The 22,200-nt window shown below is 45.3% G+C and carries 24 protein-coding genes; 6 read left to right on the top strand and 18 right to left on the bottom strand.

The features are described from left to right. The 11 genes from K1F36_RS18130 to K1F36_RS18080 all read right to left on the bottom strand — a co-directional run. The coding region (locus tag K1F36_RS18130; protein ID WP_220115047.1) for a Crp/Fnr family transcriptional regulator at positions 1–431 on the bottom strand (431 nt) is incomplete at its 3' end. A gap of 137 nt (positions 432–568) precedes the next feature. Beyond that, the gene (locus tag K1F36_RS18125) at positions 569–1,060 is read right to left on the bottom strand and encodes a lipocalin-like domain-containing protein (RefSeq protein WP_220115046.1); all 492 of its coding nucleotides are present in this window, start codon (positions 1,058–1,060) and stop codon (positions 569–571) included. A gap of 116 nt (positions 1,061–1,176) precedes the next feature. Next, positions 1,177–2,079 carry a helix-turn-helix domain-containing protein gene (locus K1F36_RS18120; RefSeq protein ID WP_220115045.1) on the bottom strand — a complete coding sequence of 301 codons (903 nt, stop codon included), beginning with the start codon at positions 2,077–2,079 and terminating at the stop codon, positions 1,177–1,179. Between the two features lie 9 nt (positions 2,080–2,088). Next, positions 2,089–2,439, bottom strand: a complete 351-nt coding sequence (locus K1F36_RS18115) for a hypothetical protein (RefSeq protein ID WP_220115044.1) — start codon at positions 2,437–2,439, stop codon at positions 2,089–2,091. Between the two features lie 66 nt (positions 2,440–2,505). After that, on the bottom strand, positions 2,506–3,489 hold the full coding sequence (locus tag K1F36_RS18110) for an MBL fold metallo-hydrolase (RefSeq protein WP_220115043.1): 984 nt from the start codon (positions 3,487–3,489) through the stop codon (positions 2,506–2,508). A 204-nt stretch (positions 3,490–3,693) separates the two neighbouring features. Next, positions 3,694–4,992, bottom strand: a complete 1,299-nt coding sequence (locus K1F36_RS18105; RefSeq protein ID WP_220115042.1) for an MFS transporter — start codon at positions 4,990–4,992, stop codon at positions 3,694–3,696. Between the two features lie 17 nt (positions 4,993–5,009). Beyond that, the gene (locus K1F36_RS18100) at positions 5,010–5,441 is read right to left on the bottom strand and encodes a DUF2147 domain-containing protein (RefSeq protein WP_220115041.1); all 432 of its coding nucleotides are present in this window, start codon (positions 5,439–5,441) and stop codon (positions 5,010–5,012) included. Continuing rightward, positions 5,438–6,376, bottom strand: coding sequence for an NmrA family NAD(P)-binding protein (locus K1F36_RS18095; protein ID WP_220115040.1), 939 nt, complete (start codon positions 6,374–6,376; stop codon positions 5,438–5,440). Before K1F36_RS18095 ends, K1F36_RS18100 begins: the two co-directional genes overlap by 4 nt. 13 nt (positions 6,377–6,389) lie before the next feature. Next, positions 6,390–7,172: an SDR family oxidoreductase gene (locus tag K1F36_RS18090; RefSeq protein ID WP_220115039.1), complete on the bottom strand. Its 783-nt coding sequence runs from the start codon at positions 7,170–7,172 to the stop codon at positions 6,390–6,392. A 28-nt stretch (positions 7,173–7,200) separates the two neighbouring features. Further along, positions 7,201–9,600, bottom strand: coding sequence for a TonB-dependent receptor (locus K1F36_RS18085; RefSeq protein ID WP_220115038.1), 2,400 nt, complete (start codon positions 9,598–9,600; stop codon positions 7,201–7,203). A gap of 115 nt (positions 9,601–9,715) precedes the next feature. Next, the gene (locus K1F36_RS18080; RefSeq protein ID WP_220115037.1) at positions 9,716–10,588 is read right to left on the bottom strand and encodes a DUF2306 domain-containing protein; all 873 of its coding nucleotides are present in this window, start codon (positions 10,586–10,588) and stop codon (positions 9,716–9,718) included. Between the two features lie 795 nt (positions 10,589–11,383). Here K1F36_RS18080 and K1F36_RS18075 point away from each other — a divergent pair. Together K1F36_RS18075 and K1F36_RS18070 are read left to right on the top strand one after the other, a co-directional pair. After that, positions 11,384–12,280 (top strand): NAD(P)H-binding protein, encoded by an 897-nt coding sequence (locus K1F36_RS18075; protein WP_220115036.1) that lies wholly within the window; start codon positions 11,384–11,386, stop codon positions 12,278–12,280. Positions 12,281–12,289: 9 nt separating this feature from the next. Beyond that, positions 12,290–13,201 carry a helix-turn-helix domain-containing protein gene (locus K1F36_RS18070; protein WP_220115035.1) on the top strand — a complete coding sequence of 304 codons (912 nt, stop codon included), beginning with the start codon at positions 12,290–12,292 and terminating at the stop codon, positions 13,199–13,201. 95 nt (positions 13,202–13,296) lie between these two features. On the opposite strand, the gene K1F36_RS18065 is transcribed toward K1F36_RS18070, so the two are convergent. Both K1F36_RS18065 and K1F36_RS18060 read right to left on the bottom strand, forming a co-directional pair. Further along, positions 13,297–13,485, bottom strand: a complete 189-nt coding sequence (locus K1F36_RS18065) for a hypothetical protein (RefSeq protein WP_220115034.1) — start codon at positions 13,483–13,485, stop codon at positions 13,297–13,299. Then, positions 13,466–13,834: a winged helix-turn-helix transcriptional regulator gene (locus K1F36_RS18060; RefSeq protein WP_220115033.1), complete on the bottom strand. Its 369-nt coding sequence runs from the start codon at positions 13,832–13,834 to the stop codon at positions 13,466–13,468. The genes K1F36_RS18065 and K1F36_RS18060 overlap by 20 nt, the downstream gene beginning before the upstream one ends. 123 nt (positions 13,835–13,957) lie before the next feature. Between K1F36_RS18060 and K1F36_RS18055 the strand changes: the two genes are divergently transcribed. Next, positions 13,958–14,332, top strand: a complete 375-nt coding sequence (locus K1F36_RS18055; protein ID WP_220115032.1) for a DoxX family protein — start codon at positions 13,958–13,960, stop codon at positions 14,330–14,332. A gap of 279 nt (positions 14,333–14,611) precedes the next feature. Here the strand turns inward: K1F36_RS18055 and K1F36_RS18050 are convergent, their stop codons facing one another. Together K1F36_RS18050 and K1F36_RS18045 are read right to left on the bottom strand one after the other, a co-directional pair. Then, on the bottom strand, positions 14,612–14,896 hold the full coding sequence (locus K1F36_RS18050) for a hypothetical protein (protein ID WP_220115031.1): 285 nt from the start codon (positions 14,894–14,896) through the stop codon (positions 14,612–14,614). Positions 14,897–15,079: 183 nt separating this feature from the next. Beyond that, positions 15,080–16,105: an alpha/beta hydrolase gene (locus K1F36_RS18045; RefSeq protein WP_258539140.1), complete on the bottom strand. Its 1,026-nt coding sequence runs from the start codon at positions 16,103–16,105 to the stop codon at positions 15,080–15,082. Between the two features lie 107 nt (positions 16,106–16,212). On the opposite strand from K1F36_RS18045, the gene K1F36_RS18040 reads away from it, so the two are divergent. Beyond that, the gene (locus K1F36_RS18040; protein WP_220115030.1) at positions 16,213–17,184 is read left to right on the top strand and encodes a hydrogen peroxide-inducible genes activator; all 972 of its coding nucleotides are present in this window, start codon (positions 16,213–16,215) and stop codon (positions 17,182–17,184) included. 224 nt (positions 17,185–17,408) lie between these two features. Here the strand turns inward: K1F36_RS18040 and K1F36_RS18035 are convergent, their stop codons facing one another. From K1F36_RS18035 to K1F36_RS18025, 3 genes are all read right to left on the bottom strand, one after another. Beyond that, entirely contained in the window at positions 17,409–18,332 is a 924-nt protein-coding gene (locus tag K1F36_RS18035; protein ID WP_220115029.1) for a helix-turn-helix domain-containing protein, read from the bottom strand. A gap of 77 nt (positions 18,333–18,409) precedes the next feature. Continuing rightward, the gene (locus K1F36_RS18030) at positions 18,410–19,282 is read right to left on the bottom strand and encodes an SDR family NAD(P)-dependent oxidoreductase (RefSeq protein WP_220115028.1); all 873 of its coding nucleotides are present in this window, start codon (positions 19,280–19,282) and stop codon (positions 18,410–18,412) included. Positions 19,283–19,729: 447 nt separating this feature from the next. After that, on the bottom strand, positions 19,730–20,305 hold the full coding sequence (locus K1F36_RS18025) for a class I SAM-dependent methyltransferase (protein WP_220115027.1): 576 nt from the start codon (positions 20,303–20,305) through the stop codon (positions 19,730–19,732). A gap of 213 nt (positions 20,306–20,518) precedes the next feature. Between K1F36_RS18025 and K1F36_RS18020 the strand changes: the two genes are divergently transcribed. Beyond that, positions 20,519–20,866: a helix-turn-helix domain-containing protein gene (locus K1F36_RS18020; RefSeq protein WP_220115026.1), complete on the top strand. Its 348-nt coding sequence runs from the start codon at positions 20,519–20,521 to the stop codon at positions 20,864–20,866. Next, positions 20,866–22,164, top strand: coding sequence for a type II toxin-antitoxin system HipA family toxin (locus K1F36_RS18015; protein WP_220115025.1), 1,299 nt, complete (start codon positions 20,866–20,868; stop codon positions 22,162–22,164). Before K1F36_RS18020 ends, K1F36_RS18015 begins: the two co-directional genes overlap by 1 nt. The last annotated feature ends 36 nt before the right edge of the window (positions 22,165–22,200 follow it).

Genomic DNA, 22,200 nt, shown 5'->3' with positions numbered 1-22,200 from the left:
TTCATCCGCCGCAGGTGGTATACATTGACCGCCCTATCCAGCTTGGCCACAATTTTTTGGACAATCGCTTCCCAACCCACGATGGTTTCCGAAATATCCCGCCAATTCTTCTTGGAGAAAACTACAAGCTCACAGTTTTCGATGGCCTGTACATATTCGGAAGGGACGTAGTTGGATCCGATATCGTGGCCATATAGGATCAACAGGTGCTCCTCAATGAAATATCGGGTGATCTCCTCTCCTTGGTTATTATAGTAATATACCCTGAGTACGCCTTTGGTGGTAAATCCGACATAGTTGATCTGTTTCCCAGCTTCCCAGAAATAATCATCGGTGGAAAGATTGATGATTTCCCCCTTTTTGGCAATCAGGTCCAATTGCTGTTGGTTCAGATGGCCGAACTGCAGCATAAAATCCAGGAATTCTTCCATACCTCTAAATTACCCCATATATCCCCATATATTTTGCCTTTTGGCAAAAACAACCGTCAATCATTGATTATCTGGAATCTCTATAGGGACCATTTGCCTTTCGGAACGGACGAATTACCTTCATGTCTGAAATACTATCAATCCTCAATTTTCCGCCATTCGATGACAACGACACCACCATTGTCCAAGGGTAAGTTTTCCACCAAAAGATTTCCTTTTCTTTCCAGGGATAGTTGGCCATTGTCCCGATCCAAACCGTTCCAGTTGGGGAACGTGGAGCCAATGACATGCTGGCTTTCAAAATCACCATTTCCATCGACCGTATAGGTGCCATATAGGGCCAAAGACCCTGTCACTGCGGCCCGCAATTCCTCACAGTTGCCCTGACTTCGATCCTCGGTATGGAATGCTGGTACATCCATATCGTTCAATATCACATTGAAACGCATGTTTTCCGTAAGGATCAAAGAGCCACTTGGGTTTTTTCCAAAAAGGGCCAAGGTGTCATTTTCCATGTGCAGGTTGCCCGAGACCAGTTCCCAAGTCCCCTGTATCCTGTTATTGTCGTTAGTTGTACAGGCACTTAAGGCCATGATCGCCAACATCCCATATATGTTCATTCGTTTCATAGATTCATTTTTTTCTAATTGTCCAAAGCTGGTTTTCAAAATTGCCACCAAATAATCCAATCAATAAAAGTTGGCGTCGATTATGGAGCGGTAATTGGATAAAGCTTTGGGTACGTTTAATTAAAGCTGGCCCTGAACTCCAAAGGGCTTTGCCTGGTCTTTGTCTTGAACAACTTGCTAAAGCTCTGCGGATGCTCAAACCCCAGTTCGTAGGCAATCTCACCCACGGACAGTTCGGTGGTGGACAATTTCTCCTTGGCCTTCTCTATCAATTTTTGATGGATATGCTGTTGGGTGGTCAGTCCGGTCAATTGCTTGGACATACTGCTCAGGTATTTGGTCGAGACATTCAGTTTGTCGGCCACATATTGCACAGTGGGCAAGCCTTCAAATAGATTTTCATTGTTGAAGTACTCCGTTAAAATTTCCTCCATCTGTGTCAGTACCTTGGTATTGGTCACTTTCCGGGTGATGAACTGTCGTTGGTAATAGCGGTCTGAATAGTTCAATAGGGTCTCTATATGTGAGACAATGATATCTTGGCTGAACTTGTCGATATTGGTATCGCATTCCTGCCTGATATTTTCAATGATCCCATTGATGGTCGCCTCTTCCTTTTCAGAAAGGAACAGGGCCTCGTTCACCGCATACCCGAAGAATTCGTATTTCTTTATCTTTTTGGCCAAGGAGGTGCCCCAAAAAAAATCCGGGTGTACCAACATCACCCAACCTTTTGGCGCATACCCGGGTTCATGTTCCTGCCCTCTCAAGACTTGGTTCGGTCCAATAAAGGCCATTACCCCTTCGTCAAAATCATACTTTTGCTGTCCATAGCTCAAGTTGTCACAATTTCTTTTGAGGGAAATCATGTAAAAATCCAGTACTGCACTAATGTCCGCTGCTCCTCTGACGGCCGCGACTTCCGTAATGCTGATAAGTGGATGTGAAGGCGGTGCCATGCCCCTCATCTTATGGGCCATGGAGATGGAATCGATTCTTATGGGAAGTCTGTTCATCATTTTTGGTATTTATGGTTTAAATGGATATTTGAGAAAGATCAATAACAAGGGCATGGCCAAAAATGGAATTTCGATCAAGGCCATTTTATAATTTCCCGCCCTCAGGGACAATGCCATGATGATCAAAATGACCATGGCATTGAGCATATTGCCCAAAAAAAAGGTCCTGTGCCAGATCAGCATCAACCCGATGAGTATTGAGAATATCCCAAAATAAGGCATTGCTGCTTTGGCGATGCCCAATTCGGCCATCATTTTTGATTGTTCCTGACTGGGTGCTTGAAAAGCATCCCATCCGTGCTTGAGGGATAAAAAAACCGATATTCCAAAAAGCACCATTGCTATTACATTCTTGATCATTCGTTGTATAATTTAGTTATCGTTTTAAAAAAATAAATCGGGACGGATAACCGTCCTTGTTCTCTTTTACCTTAGGGAAAGTGCTTCCCCAACTTTTACAATTTTCAATTCCCCCTGTACTTTATTGTCCCTGGCCAAGGACTTCAGTATGGCCTCGGGCTCGGAAAGTGGTTCATCGGACATATCAAAGGTTCCGTAATGAAAAGGCACCATCATTTTGGCCTTGGTATCATTAAATGCCCTTACGGCATGCTCCGGATCTTGGTGGTTGGGTGACATGAACCAACGGGGAGCATAGGCCCCTACACCGATAAGGGCCACATCTATATTTGGGAAAAGTTCCCCTATTTCCCTGAAATGGCTCCCGTATCCGGAATCCCCTCCAAAGTATATGGTCCTTTCACCACTCTTTAACACAAAAGCACCCCACAGGTAGGCATTTTCATCCCCAATCCTGCGGTTTGACCAATGTCTAGAGGGCAAAAAGTAAATTTGCAGGCTGTCATCCAAGTTATATTCCTGATACCAACCTGCTTCCTGTATCTCGCTTGTTTTCACCCAATCCTTCAACAGGGTGGACATGTTCAACCCGGTTAAAAACTTGGCATTCGGGTTCTGCCGATGAAGGGTCACCAAACTGGCCTTGTCACAATGGTCATAATGCGCATGCGAAACCAGTACATAATCGATATCCACCAGTTTATCCGTGGCTATCGGAAATTCGGTGTACCGCTTTTTCAGCGGAACCGAACCCATAATCGGATCTATCAAAACTTTCCTTCCCCCCACTCGAATGAAAAAGGAGGCATGCCCCAACAATACGATCACATCTTCCTTGGAACGCAAAAACGAATCATCTTTCACCACTTGCATCCGCCATTTGTCCTCTTTCTTAATTTTCCGTTTCGGGTTCCTTTGCAGCATCCATTTCAGTGCATCCCCGAATGAATTCTTCATAGGGAATTCATGGTTCACAAAGCGGCCATTTTCATCGATCGGATTTCCCTCCCAAGACGTGAGTATGGTCTTCAATTCTGGATTTTTAATCATAGGTGCCCTATTTTTTGTTTTGACTATGGAACCCGTGGCCCATTTACCCAATACCATTGACAAAGCTAAGATTCCCGTGGATTTCAAAAACGTCCTTCTCTCCATAATATGGGTATGGCATTTAGGTCCGATTAATTTCAAAAATGATTGGATCCAGGTCCATAAATTTGTTGTTATGGCAATGCACTGATAGCCTCCCTGCGTTCATTCTTTTTTCTTATTCATACCGATCTTAAGGTAAACACTCAATTTATCACTTGCGATAAAACAGCCGACACTTGAAAAAACACAGAATAGGGGTACCACCAACATCCCTATCCGCAACCCATTGCTTCCTGGTTCAGTGGATGCCGCATCACTGATCATCCCCACCAGCAACGGGGATATGGCAGCGGACAGCATTCCTGCGCCCATCATAAAGATCCCTGTTGCCAGGGCCTCTTTTCCTGGACCTGCCGCCATATGGCCCGATCCAAAGGCAAAAGGCAATAGGAAGGCAAAGGCGAACATGGCCGGCACAAAGAGCGCAATGCCCATGAATGATGAGGGTGCAAAGAGCCCCAACATCGTTGAGACCGCGGCTATCATCAGTACCATGGCCGGAGGGTTCATCAGTTTGGTCGATCCGCGATTCACCGCCCTATCGAACCATCTTCCCCCAAGTAAGGTTCCTAATATCCCCATAAGGCCCTGTAAAAGCCCGAACGACAGTCCCACCTCGGATACGGTCAGGCCATGGGTCCTGATCAAAAAAGGAGCGGTAAAGGTATAAAAGGGTGCGGTGGCAAAACCCAATAGATTGGCCACAATGAACAGCCATACAAATGAGGGCTTGGAGAACAATTTTTTGGCCGACACCAGAAAACCTTCGTCATTGGCCTTGGCCTGCAGCATCCCATAGTTGCCCTTGGCGAACAAAAGGACCAATAGAACCACCAGCAACCCGATAATACCGGCACCGATAAAAGCGTACCGCCAGCCCAGATGATCGCTTATCCATCCTCCCAAGGCAAAGCCGATCATGGTTCCCAACGGAATTCCCATGGCAAACAGTCCGATGGCCCGTCCCCGAAAAGCGGCGGGTATCCGATCCACAATCATGGCATGGCTTGCAGATGTCCCTCCTGCCTCACCAAGGGCAACGCCAAAACGTGAAAAGGCAAGAAGAACAAACCCAAAGGCCAATCCACCCAATACGGTCATGGCACTCCATAGCAAAAGGCACAGCACCAACACTTGCTTTGCCCACCCTTTATCGGCTATTCGCGCAAGGGGCAAGGAGGCCAAGGAATAGCAAATGGAAAACGCGACCCCTGTAAGGAGACCGAGCTGTGTATCATTGAGGCCAAGGTCCAGCTTGATCGATTCCCCCAAAATAAATGGCAGCACCCTATCTATCTGACTAAAGATGCTGACCAATACCAAGGTGATCAAAAAGGCGGTCCTTCTCCAACCGGACAACAGGACATTTTCATTAGGGTATGACACTAGGGGTCTGTTCATTCCTTTGGTTTTTTCGGTTATGGGACACGGGTCCAGTGAATAGTCCTACCTAACAGGGTCACTCCTTTAAAAGCCCTGGTTTCAAGTTCATTTTCACTTTGTAGTTCCCCTTTAAAACTATAGGTATTGCCATCCTGGACACTGTACAATTTACCATTTTTGTACTCCCCTCCCCCATACACCAATTCGGTAATATGGGTTATCCCTTTTATGGGACGGTCCCGTAAGTTTTCATCTGGATTGTGCACATCTTTTTTGGGCGTGTTCCCATCCGGTTCGAACATCTCCCTAGACCATAGAAGCTTGGCCGAATAGATGTCTCCCTGCTTGAAGAACTCGATCTTATAGTCTTCACTTTGCCATACACCTATAATATGGTCCGGTCCCAATTTTTGGGCCATTGAACTGAGCGATATCAAAAAGATCGCTGCTAAAAACAAATTTCTCATATAACTGGTTTTTGATAATACACTTTTGCAAATTCTTTGGCGAAATCGGTGAGTTTCACTTTTCCCAATTCCGGTCTGTTTTTATAATAATCCTCATATAGGATCCCATTCACCCTACTGGTATTCATTTCGGTCAGGCCCATGGCCACATCGGGGTTCATTCCCAGATACAAAAGGTCGTAGACAAACTGTTCATCGGAGACCTGTACCCATTTGAGGTCAGGTTTCCCAATGGCCGACCCCAGCACACGTGCCACCTGATTGGGCGAAACCTCGTCACTGGCTATGTAACGGACCGTCCTTCCGTCAAAGGGCAGTTCCATTTCTTCGGAAATGACCTCTGCAATGTCCAGATGGGAAACCCAAGGTTCCCTTTGTTCACCACCATAGTTTTGAAAGATGGCACTCTCTTCCCGGATACTGGGGATGAAGGAAAACATATTGTAATAGAAGCCCACCGGCCTCATAAACTTGATATGGATATGATCCGGGAGTGCCCTCAAGGTTTCCTCCACGTAATAGTGCGCATTGAGCAACCCTACCCCATAACCGGTGTGCGCTCCTATTGTACTGAGGTGGATGACTTTGGACACCCCGGAATTTTTAAGGGCATGGGCAAAACTATCGGCCAGCTTGAAATGTTCCGCATCGATATCCATGACATGGTTGAAATAGGCCCTGGTATTCGCATTGATGGCTTCCATGAGGTAAACCACATCCGCTCCCCTGAACGTTTCGGTCAAAAAGCCGACATCCTGCAATTTTCCAATGGTGGCCCTTACCTGTTTCCCATCCCATGGTGGGTTCAAGGCCTCGATGGCGAATTGCCGTTCCGGTCTGCTGCTTATGATGGTCACCTGATGCCCCTTTTCGATCAAGGACAGGGCCAATGGACGACTGATATGCCCCAAGGATCCCGTTAAAATGATTTTCATACGATCCGCCATATTAACCAGCAACTCTTAACTGTTTCAACTTTCTGAACTCGCCATGGCCATATTTGATCAGGGCGTTCGGCAGGATCCTTCCCAATACTTTTAAGATCTTGGCCAGGCCCGGGGTGATTTCCGGTCTATCCCTCAAAATCCCATCGATGGCATCCATCACCATTTTCTCGACATCCATCATCCTTCCTTCCGGGGGTGGCAATACCCAATGGTTTTGGAGATTGGTCCTCACCCCTGGTGGCAGTACCTCGAACACTTTGATATTGGAATCTTCCAGTTGCAAACGCAAGACCTTGGTATAAGCATGGGCACCCGCTTTTGAAGCACTATAGATGGGTGCTATGGTGTACGGTAGATAGGCAATACTGGAAGTGACATTGATGATTGCTGCGGAAGTCTTTGTCCTCAAGTGTGGCAAGAACTTATGGGTCATTTGAATGGTTCCCGTCAAATTCGTCGCAATTTCTTGATTGATGCTCAACAGATCCATGGCATTGTCCTGAAGATCGATCTGACGCATTAGCCCGGCATTGTTGATCATAATGTTCAACTCGGGAAACTGCTGGACCACCTCGTTATAAAGCCTTTCGATGGATTCAGGCTCGCTGACATCGCTTTGGATGATATGTGCTTTTGGAAACCTTTTCTTGGTTTCCTCCAACGTATGGAGATTTCGACCGGTCACAATGATCTTGGCATCCAAATAGGTGAGCTGTCTCACGAATTCAAGCCCGATACCACTTGTACCGCCCGTGATCAATATGGTGCTGTTTTTCAATTCCATTTCTTTGCTATGTTTCGATGCTTTCCTTTTATAGTTCAACCCTGACTCCGAAGGTGGGAAACACCCCGAGGCCGATATTGGAAATTACCCCCGTCTCTGGAATGAAGGTCTCTAGGTTCACATTGAACCGGTTGGTGATGTTCACCAAATCCACAAAGGCGGAAAAAGTGCCCCAACTCCGTAGGACGTTATAATCCACCCTCAGGTCCAAACTGATGAAATCGGGTAGCCGGTCCCCATTGATCGCAGTGATCTCTTGGCTATATCGGAGCATTTCGGGGTCATTGAACACATCTTCATGGATGATATATTCATCGGTCGGCCTACCCGTGCTATAGCGGAACTTCCCTGAGAAAATCCACTTGTCATTGGGCTTATAGCTCCCCAAAAAACTGAAGGTATGGGGCACACTGAAGATATAGTCATATTCGCCCAGACCATCATTGTCGTCCCTGACACTCTCCATGTAGGAATAACTGATCTGTCCATAGTAATTCTTCGATAGCCTTTTGGTCAGACTGATGTCCGCTCCATAGGCATGGCCCGTACCGTCATTGGTCAAGAAACTCTCGGCCCGGTTGGGCTGTACGATAAGGTCGTCAAACTCCTTGTACCAACCTTCCGCAATGAATTTCAGGTCACTGGAAATTTGGATCTTATAGCCAAGAATGGACTGGAAGGAACGCTCATTTTTGAGGAGGTTTCCGTCGGATTGGCCTGCCACATCCGGATAGGCCGCATCCTGATAATAGAGCCCTGTAGCAAAATTAAGGCTGTGTTTTTCGCTCAAGGCCAAGCTTCCGCTCAATCTGGGGGAAAGGGTATGCTGCTCGGTAAATCCGGTATAATCGTAGCGGACACCAGGGTTCAAGGTAAATCGATTGGACACTTTCCAAGAGGCATTGATGTAACCGGAACCGTTGAAGGCGTTATCATCGAACCTTGAATTGAACAGGGCGGGATCCAACACCTCGTACAGTTGCGATGGGTTGTCACTGATGTCCCTTGTCCGGAACGTATATAGGGTATCCATACGGCTCAATCGTCTTTCATAGTCCAGATTGACCATCGCGGCATCGACTCCCGCTGTCAGGGTAAGCCTATCAAAATTTTTGGTATAGATGGAACGATAGCCCACTTCCTGTTGGTCATTGAGAATGTTCCGTATACGTTCCTCATAACCCCCGGCCAATGGGTCCAATATGACCCCTTCGTCATCAAGGGACGGGTTGAACCTCCCAAAATTGTTGTCCACGCTTGAGGATCGATAATACAGTACATTGGTGAGGTAACTGTTGGAATTCAGCAAGGTCCTCAGATTAAGTCCCACTACGGCCTGGCTTCTTTCGTGGTCCCACAGCACGGTACGGCCACTATTGTCCTCATTGATCTCCATGCCCGGTTCCAGGTCATCAATGGTCCTACTGGCCGCTTCGGGATTGATCATGGCAATGACCGAAAGCTTATTTTTTTCATTGAGCTGTGTGGTGGTCTTCACCAGGTAATCGCCAAATGATATGGAGGCCTGCTGTTCGTCCAACAGGTTGATCAGCATCCCAAAGTTTTGGTACCTGGCGGACATAAAAATACTTGTCTTCTCGGATATCGGCCCATCGGCGATCAGGGTGGCCCCCAACAGATCGAACTGCCCGCTAACGGACCAGGATGCCCTGTTGCCCTCCTTGACCCCGAGACTGAGAAAAGATGAGGACCTCCGTCCATAGGTTGCCCCGAACCCGCCATTCTGGAACTGTACATTGTCAATGATACGCGGGGCAAAAATGCTGAACCGGCCACCATTGGGGTCGTTGAAACCTGAATTGAAACCTTCGGCCTCCAAGTGGGAAAGGTTGAACATGGGAATGTCATCGACCATATAGACATTGTCACGCGTGCCTTGCCCCCTGGCTGCGATGGCAGAGAATTGGGAGCCACTGCTGACCACCCCGGGTAGGCTTGACAAGGCCCTCATAATGTCCCCTTGTGCACCGGGATTCCTGAAAATCTCCTCCCTGGAATAGGAAAAGGCGGATACCGGAACCTGCGGATTGGTCTCCCCTTTGTAAACGCTCACCGTTACCCCGTCCAACTCGGAAACCTCCTCTAAAAGCTCGTATTCCGAATAATAGGTCTTATTGGCCGTAATGGTCATTTCACTGATCTTCTTGGTCTGGAACCCGATATAGGAAATGGTCACTGCATAGGTGCCCACGGGAATATCATCGACCTTAAAGACACCATTATCATCCGTAATGGCGCCAAGTTCTGTGTTGTCAATGGCCACACTGGCTCCCATTACGGGCTGTTTGGTGACCTGCTCAATGATCTTTCCCTGAAAGCTTCCCGTTGATTGGGCAAACACGGCCACATGGGCAAAAAAAAGGAACACTCCCGTCAAAAGATGTTTATTGTCCAAAATAGATTTCATAGATATTTAAATTTTTGTTTGGACAAAGTTCCCTTGAAGTTGACCGTAAAATGTAACCGAAAGTCGCAGGGTTGTAGTTAAAAAGGAATGTCATACCATTGGTTCTCTAGGCATTTTAAAACCATCCGATGATGCCCGGGCCCCACGAAAACCGGGTCATAAAGTAAGTGCCCAACAATACAAATCCGGTAGCCACCAATAACAGCAATGAGGCGGTGAACTTTAGAAATGGGCTTGCTATGAAATTTTTGACCCTGATAAAAACTTCGGCTATCAGTAAGTTGGGCACATAGAAAAAAAAGTCCATGATCTGGTCAAAGGGCCCGCTAAAATTGCTTGCTCTTCCCAAACCACCCGTCAACAAGGTCCAAAACCCATAATCCATTCGGTACAGCCATGACCCGATGGCCAGGGCATACAGACGCAGTGCCCATGCCGAATGCCGTTCAAATTGTCTCTTTACCGCGTAGCGATAGGTCAGGACAGTGGCCAAAAACATCAGCATACCATAGATTGAAAATCCAATGTCCATCATCAACCCTCCCACGGTGCCCCGTATCGCGATAAAAATCAGGCCTCCGATCGATGCAACCAGACTGGACACCAAATAAAGCTTTCCTATTCCCCGGTGGACGGAAGGGTATTTGATCCGGATCCAATCCACCAATTGGATACTTCCCAAAAGCAATATGACCCCTCCTGCAAGGAAGTGTGCCCCTATACCCGTGTTTGCCACCACCGCGTCTTCCTGATAAAGGTTGGGCAACATCCGGTTCCAATCCATCATTTCACCACGGTAAAGGGACGAAGCGTAAAAGGCCAAGATATACAGGCCGAAAAGTGCGGCACTGAGCCATACGGATACGACCAATAGCCTACTGGACCAGCGTAAGGTTTGGGCGCTTATTTTAGCTATTTGGGAATTATCCTCCCCAATGGAAACGGCCATGGATCTTGTCAAATTTGGTTTGGGATGGTTGTTGTTCATTGCAATGGGATAATTGATTAAGATGGAAAACAGACAGATGGACCAAGGGTCGAACCCGCATATTTCCTTACATGGTTTATAGGTTCAAAAATTAGCAAAGCATACACAAGGGATGTAGCCAAAACTCACTTTCTTGAAGTCAAAAGGCGCCAAAGGAAGGGACAGACCTGTCCTTAAAGGTCGAACAGATGGGTTTTATCCCCCATTCATCAATCGACCCTAGGGGGGAAAGCCCTCCGGTCCGTGGTTATCATCAATCAACTTAGAACAACCAAAAAAGTCCTTTGGGACCGAAGGGACATTCCCATTTTTAGGGTAAAAAACAAACCTATTTCACAACTAAACTTGCGATGTACAAATGTGGTCATAAATCAAAGCAACGATGTAGTCGAATCATCCCTAATTGTAGCCAAAAGGACATAGGTCGGCATGGGCTGCAAGTAAATTTTGGGATTATGGAAAAAATGAAAAATCAGGTCCCTCTATATAAGGTATCATACGTCATCCGGGCACAGTTGGACCTTAGGGATACCCAAAAACCCTTATAAAATGGACAGACCTGGGTACAATGAAGATTGAAAACCATGATTTTTGGGTTGGCACACTTTTCATTAAAACATACAGCAGGCACCCCTTGAAAACAACCCTGATGGGGAAGGCAAAATTGAATCGCTATCAGTTTGCTCCACAAAGCACCAAGAACCTGTCATTTGACTACAAGAACCTGAATTACGGTTAGCCGGGGCACAGGAAGTATGTGCAATTTTGAACCTGTTAATCCTTAAAAAAGAAATCATGAAAATTACCCTGACAGGATCATTGGGCCATATTGGACAACCACTGACCAAAAAATTGATCGAAGGGGGGCACGAGGTCACCGTGATCAGTAGTAACCCCTTAAGAGGAGCCGCTATTCAAAATATGGGGGCATCGGCACGTATTGGCAATCTTGAAGATGCCGGCTTTTTGACAGATAGTTTCCATGGGGCGGACGCGGTTTTCACCATGGTCCCACCCAACAACTATTTTGACCCGAATCTGGACCTTATTGCTTATTATGCCCGTTTGGGCCAAAATTATGCATTGGCCCTATTGACATCAAAGGTCAAACGGGTAGTCAACCTAAGTACCATTGGGGGCCATTTGGAAAAGGGGAACGGTATTTTAAAGGGGGCCTATCAGGTGGAGCAGACATTGAATACCCTTGTACCCGATATTACCCTGACCCATGTGCGCCCCACGGCCTTTTATTACAATCTCTACGGATATATGAAAATGATAAAAACGGACAAGGCCATCTTTACGAACTATGGAAGCAAAGCTATCCCATGGGTATCCCCGAAGGATATAGCGGAAACCATTGCCGAGGAGCTCGTCCGCTCCGGTTCCGCTCCCTCGTTTCGATATGTGGTCAGTGAGGAACGCAATGGCCAAGAGACAGCGGCAATTTTGGGTAGGGCCATTGGGGTGCCTGAGCTCTCATGGCAGGTCATTTCGGACACCATTGTTGTGGACGCCCTAAAATCCATGGGGATGAACTCCGTAATTGCCGAAGGGCTCACGGAGATGTACGCTGCCATGGAATCCGGTCTTTTGACCGAGCACTACGAGCAGCACAGGCCCGAACCAGGAAAGGTAGGCCTTACCGATTTTGCCAAGGAATTTGCGGAAGCTTACCAAAATAACCATTAAATTGGTGGTATGGAGAACAAGGCACCCCATGAATTTCAGAGCATAAGCGCATATCATCAATTCAGGGGTTTACCGGCCCCTGAACACCCCTTGATCAGTGTCATCAATTTTGACGATATCCAATTAAGGACGGATGAACCCGATCGCATGGTTTCCAGTTACTTCACCATTGCCCTAAAGCGACATCCCGGGGCCCGGTTAACATATGGACAACAGGAATATGATTTTAACGAAGGGGTCATGCTCTTCATGGCACCGGGACAGGTTTTTGGAATCCGTGGGTCAATAAATGAAAGGCCCAAGGGGTGGTTGTTGATGGTCCATCCCGATTTTCTATGGAACACCCATCTGGCCCGTGGCATAAAGGATTATGAATATTTTGATTACAGTGCCAACGAGGCCCTTTTTCTCTCCCAAAAAGAGGAAGGCTCCATCATCGAAATCTTAAAGGGCATCGCCCAGGAATACCATGCGAACATGGACCATTTCAGCCATAGCATCATCATTGCACAATTGGACCTGCTCCTATCCTATTCCCAACGGTATTACAATAGGCAGTTCATCACCCGAAGGATCACCAACCATAAAATGGTGGAACGGTTGGAAAAATTGTTGAACACCTACTTTTCGGATGACACCTATCAACTGGGGGGTATCCCTACCGTAGAGCAAGTGGCGGGATGGTTGCATGTTTCCCCTAAATATCTCAGTGGGCTTTTAAAGGGGATTACGGGGCAATCCACACAACAGCATATCCATAACAAACTTATTGACAAGGCCAAGGAAAAATTGTCCACCAGTACCTTATCGGTCAGTGAGATTGCCTATGAACTGGGCTTTGAACATCCACAGAGTTTCAGCAAATTTTTCAAATCGAAGACCGACCAGTCCCCCACTACATTCCGTTCCAGTTTCAATTAGACACATATCTTTCGGGCCCATTTTAAACTATCTCGGATAGGGTTTCAAGGGTTGTTTGAGGGTTGATACCATTTACATTAACTTCAAAAGCATCCCTAATTCCGTTTCTCCCAGTGATGGTTCGAAATATTCGGTGCACCATAGGTAATGGTGCTTGAGGCCCAAGAAATACCTCCTACTACAAAATCATCTTCTGTATCAAGTGCGTTGTTGTCATAAATCAGGCCATTTACATGGATTAGGTTCGGAACCTCCCTTCTGGAATTATTTTGGTTGGTTTTCATCGGCCAACTTTTTTCTATGACCAACACCCCAATCTATCAAGGACTCCAATACCCCGTTCAAGGAAGCACTATAGTCATCGAGTACATACTCCACAATGACCGGAAATTCATCAACGAGCACATTACGTGTGACCAAACCATTTGATTCGAGGGATTTCAGCTCAGCTGACAGCACCTTTGCCGATATTCCGGACACCGCCCGTTGAATTTCATTGAAACGCTTGTTCCCTTCCCTAAGGGCGATGATAATACGCAATTTCCATTTGCCCCCAATGACGTATAGGGCATCCTCCATGGCATGGATATAGGCATTGCATTGGGTTTTATCCGGTTCTGTGCTCGTTTTCATTACACATCAATAAACTACTTACCTTTTTGTAAGTCGGTTACATTTTGTTCAGTAGTGATTTTTGTATAGTAAATATAAATAATTTTATCGCTCATTAAATCCAATTAATCAATACTGTTAAAAATGAAAAACAAAATCCTAAACGTGGCTTGTATCCTATTTGCCCTGATGATGGTGAATTCAGGACTCAATAAGTTTTTTAATTATATGCCCATGCCGGAACTTTCAGAAGAGATGATGCAGGTGTTCGGTGCTTTGATGACCATCCAATGGCTATTGCCCCTTGTGGCGTTGGTCGAAATAATCGGGGGCATTCTATTTGCCATTCCCAAATTTAGGGCATTGGGCGCCTTAGTGATATTGCCTGTCATGGTGGGAATAGTGATCCACCACTTGGTCCATGACGTGGCCGGTGTGGGAGTGGGGCTTATCATGTTTCTCATCAATCTCTGGGCCCTTTGGGAAAATCGGGTGAAATACGCCTCGATCGTATCCTAGACATGGAGTAGCTGGGTCTCATCCCATAAATTGGTTTGAGGGAACCAATCAATGGACCATGTGAAAAAATCAACCGGAAGCTGCTAATTAAAACTGGCAACTTCCGGTCTTTACCCTCTATCCTTAGCGATTTACATCCCATTTCCCTCAAAACTATTTCGTCACCCTTTCTTACTGAATTTGTGACGAAAAATAATTTAAATAATGTCCGATGATTTTGTCCTATCTGTACCGCTACCTTTGCATGCGGTGCCTGACACAAAAATTGTTCGGTTTCACTCAATCCAAGACCTCCACGGTTCTTGAAAGAATGACTATGGGCTCCATATCCCCAAGAATCTCGTTGATTTCCAATTTTACCCTGTCCCCTACTTCAACTTCCACATGATTGCCGTTTGGGATACTTATGACGGTGGTGTACTCCGTTCCCTCAGAATCCACAAGAAACAGTGTTTTACCATCCTTCCCCTGTTCAATCTTCGTTATCGAAAAAACAGTCTCCCCACTTGGATTGTTGCAGGAGGTAACCAGAATAAGCAGTAACATTAGGATTTTGTTGTACATAGTTTGTGTTTAATATGTTTCAATTATACTAATAAATACCCTTTGTGATGAAAATTACCATATAATAAGGTTTGATGACCTTGACACTTTCATGGCCAAAGTTAAATTATCGGTTTATTTTCGGAAAATAGAAGGGCCGGGGCAATGCACCCGGCCCAAACCGACCAACATCAATCATCACTTTTATTTCAAATATTTTCTTAGTTCAGCTGCAGCATGGTCCAACATCGCCTTGGTGGAAGGTTGGTTGGCCAGAGCATTCAACAGTCCAAAGTCATGTATGGTGCCATTGTAGCGAACAGTGGTCACTTCCACACCGGCCTGATCCAGTTTGCGGCCATAGGCCTCTCCTTCATCCCTGAGGATATCGTTCTCGGCAACCATGATCACAGCGGGTGGCAATCCTTTTAATTCCTCAAGGCTTGCCTGAAGCGGTGAGGCATAAATGGACTTCCTTTCCTCTAGATCAGTGGTGTATTGGTCCCACATCCATTTCATAATGGGCACGGTCAAGAACCTATCGGTTGCAAATTTCCTGTAGGATTCTTGGCTGAATGTGGCATCGGTCACAGGCCAAAGTAGAATTTGGGCCTTGATTTCCGGTCCGTTCTCTACCTTTGCTTTGAGGGCCTTAACAGCGGACATATTTCCTCCCACACTGTTTCCCACAACGGCCAATTTACTTCCATCCACGTTGATCTCATCCCCATGCTCGGCCACCCATTGGGTTGCGGCATAGATTTCATTGATGGCGGTTGGGAACTGGGCTTCGGGTGAAGGGGTATAGTTGACAAATACGGCAACAAATCCAGAACGTACCACTAAGTCCCTGACCAATCTTTTGTGGGTGGGATAGTCCCCCAATATCCATCCACCTCCATGAATGAACATGAATACGGGCAATTCCCCCTTAACCCCGCTGGGACGGACAATATTTAATTTGATCTCATGGCCATTGGAAAGAATTGTTCTTTCAGATTCATCGATACCACTAAGGTCCACTTCAAAAGCTTCCTGTGCACCTATCAAAACCTGACGGGCATCCTCTTTGGAAAGTGTTTCCAATCCAGGTCCCTCAGAGGAATTCAATACGGTCAAAAAATCCTTGACCCCTTGATCGAGGTGGGCATCGGTTCTGTAATCCTGTACTTGTGCATTCACCGTTGTACTCATAATTGCTAGCATTAAAGGTTTAATAATTGTTTTCATTGTTTTATTTTTTTAGGTTCTTTTATTTTGATGGTTCAAAGGTCATTCATTTGGAATATATAAATCAAATTAATAATATTGTGTTGTAATTAATATTATTTATAACATTGACCATACAACAGCTCCGGTACATTGTCACATTGGAAAAAGAAAGACATTTTGCACGAGCGGCAGAAAAATGTCTGGTCACCCAACCGGGTCTGACCATTCAATTGAAGAAATTGGAAGAGGAAATAGGCATCAAGATCTTTGACCGCTCCCAAGTACCCTTGGTGCCCACCCCATTGGGCATGGAAATCATTGCAAAGGCAAAAAAGATCCTTCGTGAAGTGGATACGGTCCGGGACTTTGTCATCGAACAAAAGAACATTTTGAAGGGGAAGGTCCGTTTGGGCGTGGTTTCGACCTTATCCCCTTATTTGATCCCCCTTTGTTTAAAGAAGTTCCAAAATACCATGCCGGAGGTCAAGTTCAACATTTCCGAAGATTCCACGATAGGTTTGATGAAGGCACTTGAGACCGGGGAATTGGATATCGCCTTGATGGCCACTCCAACGGGTAACCCCAACTTAAAGGAATTCCCTGTCTTCAATGAACCCTTTATGGCCTATTTGCCCATGGACCATGGACCATTGAGGCAAAACTCATATATCCTAGTAGATCGGGATCGGGACAGACTTCTGATTTTAGAGGGTGAATTCTGCTACAATTCCCAACTATTGGACATCTGTAGCCTGGACACCTCGAATTCCCTTCATAATTTCTCCTACGCGATCAACTCCATTGAGACACTCAAAAACATGGTCCGGCAAGGGTATGGATTTTCCATAGTCCCCTGGTTGTCCACTTTTAATGAAACCCACTCGGATAAGGCCAAATGCATGCCCTTCAGTGCCCCACAACCCGTCCGTGAAATCAGCCTGGTGACCTCGGATACCTTTTCCAAAAAACTTTTATTGGAAAAAGTGGGCCTGGCGATATGGGAAAGCCTTCCAGAGCCCCTGAAATCCGAAACAGCATACAAGAAAGTCAGGTGGGATGATTCTCCCTACTTCTCAAAAAAAACCAATTATCGGTAAAACGACCATTACAAATTCCAATGGCTTGCAGCATTGAAAAAAACGGGCATGGTATACCATCTTCGCCGGAAAAAAATGAGCTCAGCATAATAACCAACAAAGTACAGACCTACAATCTACTACAACGAAATATGGGGTGGTTCATTTTGCCGTTTTCAGTGGCTCCCATTATCCGTCACATGCACTCTAGTAATTTATTTCAAACAATGAATACCAACATTAAGTTAATTGAACGACTTCCTAAATTCCAAGGGAGAAAGGTTTGTTTTTGACTTAAACAATCGATTGAAAGATTGTGAATATTCAAAACCAAGTTGGTAGGCGATCTCACTAATGGATAAGTCCGTTGTTGAAAGTAATTCCTTGGCTTTTTCAATCAACTTATCGTGTATAAACTGTTGGGCATTTCGCCCAGTTAGAGAGCGGAGCATATCACTTAAATAACTGGGTGTAAGGCCAACTTGGTCTCCCAAGGATTGAACGGTCGGAATACCACTGTTTAAAGATTTTGAATCGTCCAAGTAGTCATTTAGATAAATTTCCAGTTTTTGAATGATATCATTGTTTATCGCTTTACGGGTTATAAATTGACGTTTGTGGTATCGGTTTGCAAAATTCAATAGCAGTGCTATTTGCGAAATGGTGACATCCTGACTAAAATCGTCAATTCGGCTATTCAACTCTGTTTCGATCATTTTAAAAATAGAAATAATGGTATCCTTTTCTTCCAGGGAAAGATGCAAAGTCTCATTGGTAGAATAGGAAAAAAAACCATATTTCTTGATTTCTTGTGCTATTGGGTAGCCGAGAAAGAAGTCTGGATGGATAAGTAGCGTGTATAAGGAGCAATCCACGGCAGTGTTATCATCAACATAATTACCCATAATCTGATTTGGAGAAGCAAAGAGCAATCCTCCTTCATTGAAATCGTAAAACCCCCGGCCATATTTTAATTTACCACTTTGTTTGGGTTTATAGGATATTTTATAAAAGTTAAGAACGTGTGATCCGGATGGTGGCTTAATATCATCACTTTCAGCTCCATTTATCAGACTGATAAGTGGATGCCTCGGCTCGGGTAGACCAAACGCTCGATAAGCGTCCGAAATGGAGCCAAACTTATGAGGATGCATTTTTTCCTTCTTCATAACTCAAATTTAAGATTATGATAACCGATACCAAATTAAGTACCGGTTATTATAACTCCTTCTAATGTTTTTGTCATCTAACCTTGGGCCGAACGAGATATGGCATCCCATTCTTCCCATACTTTCAGACGATTGTCATAAGCCTTTTTTACCTCAGATAAATTGTTGCTTCCCAAGTGAAACCTTAAGGGTGGATTGGCTGCATCTACTATCTTAAAAAGTGCTTGGGGCGTAGCCTCGGGATTCCCCCGTTCCAAATTGCTCAGACCCTCAAAAAACTTGGCTTTAAAATCTCCATAAATTTCCTTCCCTTCAGCAAATTTCAACGACTCCTGGCTTCCAAACTCCGTGGCATAGGCCCCTGGTTCAATAATGGTGACCTTAATTCCAAATTGTTCAATTTCTATGGCGAGACTTTCGTGTATGGATTCAAAAGCCCATTTAGAAGAACAGTAGTAACCGATTACAGGATAGGTGATGTGACCAAGGTTGCTGGATGTGCCAAGTATGTGGCCGAACCCTTGCTTGCGCAGAATTGGAAGTGTTGCTTTGATGACCCCAAGAGGGCCGAAAACATTCGTTTCATAGAGTGCACGAACATCTTCTGTTCTGGCTTCTTCGATGGTACCCACCAAGGAGTACCCAGCGTTGTTAAGGACAATATCCAGTCTACCGAATTGGTCAAAGGCCTTATTAACGGCAGCCTTTATCTGTTCGGGTTTGTTAACATCCAACTCAAGAGTGAGCACATTATCACCATACTTTTCTTTGAAGTCGGCAATACTGTCCAAATTACGTGCTGTGGCCGCTACCTTGTCTCCACGTTTTAAGGCAGCCTCGGTCCATACCCTCCCAAATCCTCGGGAAGTACCGGTAATAAACCATACTTTATTTCCTTTTATCGATTCGGGACCTAAACCAGTCCCTTGGTTTTCATTAGTATGCGTCATTGTATTTCTGTTTTATGATTACAATGCAAATGTCCGACAGGGCTGTTTCCCATTTGTGGCCAAAATCAGGTTAATTGTAACCGTAGTAAGGAAATTAAAATGGGATGGTGCGAAAGGATAGATTATAGGGAATGAGGCTCTTAATGAAAACGCCGGACATAGTATACCACCTTCGCCAGATAAAATTGGGCATAGGCATATCAACGCCAATTATTTGGAAACCATAATTCCAATACAAAATTGGCTATGGCTCAAAATATCCGCTTTTTGTGGTTCTGTCCATCCGTCCTTTTCACATTGATCACATGAATTTGTGATGGTATATTTGTGGATAGTCACAAGGACTCCTCTTTTAAATTACTGTAATAATTTAAGCACATAATCGGATAATATCCGATTATGTGCTTGTTTTTTTGCATTAAATTGTTACATTAGTAACCTGCATGGTTAGTATCTTTTTCGGCCCGCAAAACGTACAACAGAGCCTGTCCCGCTATGGTACTTTCCTTCATTGAGTTCTACCTCCCTTTCTTCAAGCACCAAAACCTCATAATCCTTAAAATCGCCTCGGATTTCCTCAATGGAGAACAACGAATCTAAATTCTTTGGTCCGCCCACATAGGGATTCTTGCTTCTGTATTCCAAATGGTTTTTGCCAAAGGCCTCAAAAATTATGGTTCCTCCCTTGCGTAAATAGGAATCCATTAGTTTATGGTACTTAGATTTGACTTCAGAAGGAAAATGGGCATAGATTAGGGCGATGGCATCAAATGGGTTATTGCTGAAATCCAGTTCTGTCAATTCGCCAACTTGATAATCAATGGACACCTGATTGTCCTTGGCCAAACGTAGGGCCTTCTTCCTGCCTTCGGCACTAATATCAAAAGCCGAAACCGACCATCCCTGTTTGGCTGGAAAAAACGGGCATAGTATACCACCTTTGCTGGAAAAAGATGAGCAGAGCAAAACAACTAATAAAGTACTGACGCACAACCTACTACAGTCGTATTTTTGATGGCTCAAATTTAACCGTTTTTAGTGGTTCTCGGTATCCATTCCATCCAGTCTGGTACATTGATAAACTTCAAAATCTAATAATATTGAATGTTTTTTCATTCAATATAACCCATATATTGCAATTTTGAATGATTTATCATACAAAATAAATGCAATGTAAACACATTTTTTATTACATTTATATTGTTTTTCATACAAAACATATAATTTTAGGTCATTATGACTGGTAAATCATACAATTCTTGGTACTCAATGAGCGATAAATCTTTAAGTGAGGTTATTGGTCGCTTCATCAGGCACCACCGTCTCCAGAAGAACCTGAGCCAGACAACGGTGGCCCAAAATGCGGATATCAGCCGTTCCACTTTGAGTTTATTGGAACGGGGGGAAACGGTAACGGTGTCCACTCTGCTCCAAGTCCTTCGCACCTTGGAACTGCTCCATGTGATGGACGTATTCGAGGTAAAGTCACAGATCAGTCCCATGCTCTTGGCCAAAATGGAGCGTGAGCGTCGCAAACATGCCTCGGGAAAACCCCATAAGGGCCAACAAGAAAGTGATTGGTAATGGCGACAAGTGCGTTTGTTCGGATTTGGGGCGAATTGGTAGGTGCCGTGGCCTGGAATTCAGATCAAGGACTGGGTGTGTTCGAATATGCCAAGGATTTTGATCGGGAACTCTCACCATTAAAGATGCCTTTGAAGGCGGGCAATGGCATATTCAGTTTTCCAGAACTCAGGGCCGGTCGCAACAGCAGCTATGATACGTTCAAGGGACTTCCAGGCCTACTTGCCGATGTACTTCCGGATGCCTATGGGAACCAACTCATCAATATCTGGCTGGCCCAACAGGGGCGCCCTGAGAACAGCATGAACCCAGTGGAGCAGCTGTGCTTCATTGGAAGTCGTGGCATGGGTGCCCTGGAATTTAAACCCGAAGTCTTGAAGCCAAGAAAAAATACGGTCCAACTCGAGATCGACGGTTTGGTCAGCATTGCCCGAAAAATGCTGGAGAAGCGGGAAGCTTTCCACGTGAACCTTCAAGATGAGGAAGAGGAGGCCATCCGTAAATTGATCACCATAGGTACTTCTGCCGGAGGTGCTAGGCCAAAGGCCGTAATCGCATACAATGAAAAGACTGGCGAGGTCCGGTCCGGTCAGACCAATGTCCCCAAAGGATTCGGTCACTGGCTCATCAAACTGGACGGGGTGAGCGATGTACAATTGGGTGACACCCAGGGCTACGGAAGGGTGGAAATGGCCTATTACCTCATGGCCAAGGACGCTGGCATTGACATGATGCCCTGCCAATTGTTGGAAGAACATGGAAGGGCCCACTTTATGACCAAACGGTTTGATCGGGAAGAAGGAAATGTAAAGCACCACATACAGACCCTATGTGCGATGAAACACTATGATTTCAACTTGGTGAACAGTTACAGTTATGAGCAATTGTTCGAGACGATGCGGGAGTTGCGGTTGGACTATCAGCAGGCGGAACAAATGTACCGGCGTATGGTATTCAACGTACTGGCCCGCAATTGTGATGACCATACCAAGAATTTTGCCTTCCGGCTCAAGAAAGGGGACAGATGGGAACTGGCGCCGGCCTATGACATCTGCCATGCCTACCGTCCAGACAGTATCTGGGTGAGCCAACATGCCTTGAGCATCAATGGAAAAAGAAAGCAAATTTCGAAGGAGGACCTATTGACCGTGGGCAGGTCGATGAGCATCAAAAAGGCAAATGACATTGTGGAACATATCCATTCAGTGGTGAGCAATTGGAATACCTATGCAGAACAGGTACAGGTCGAACCTAAAAAAAAGGAAGCCATTGCCTCGACGCTTATCCGGTTCAACTGATTGACGGAAGACCCGAAAAAGCTTGGACAATTTTTT

Origin of the sequence: Flagellimonas abyssi, assembly GCF_019457905.1 — a bacterium.
GTDB classification, from domain to species: Bacteria; Bacteroidota; Bacteroidia; order Flavobacteriales; family Flavobacteriaceae; genus Flagellimonas; species Flagellimonas abyssi.
The sequence above is the reverse complement of the archived record's forward strand: the minus strand, read 5'-3'. Positions and strand labels throughout refer to the sequence as shown.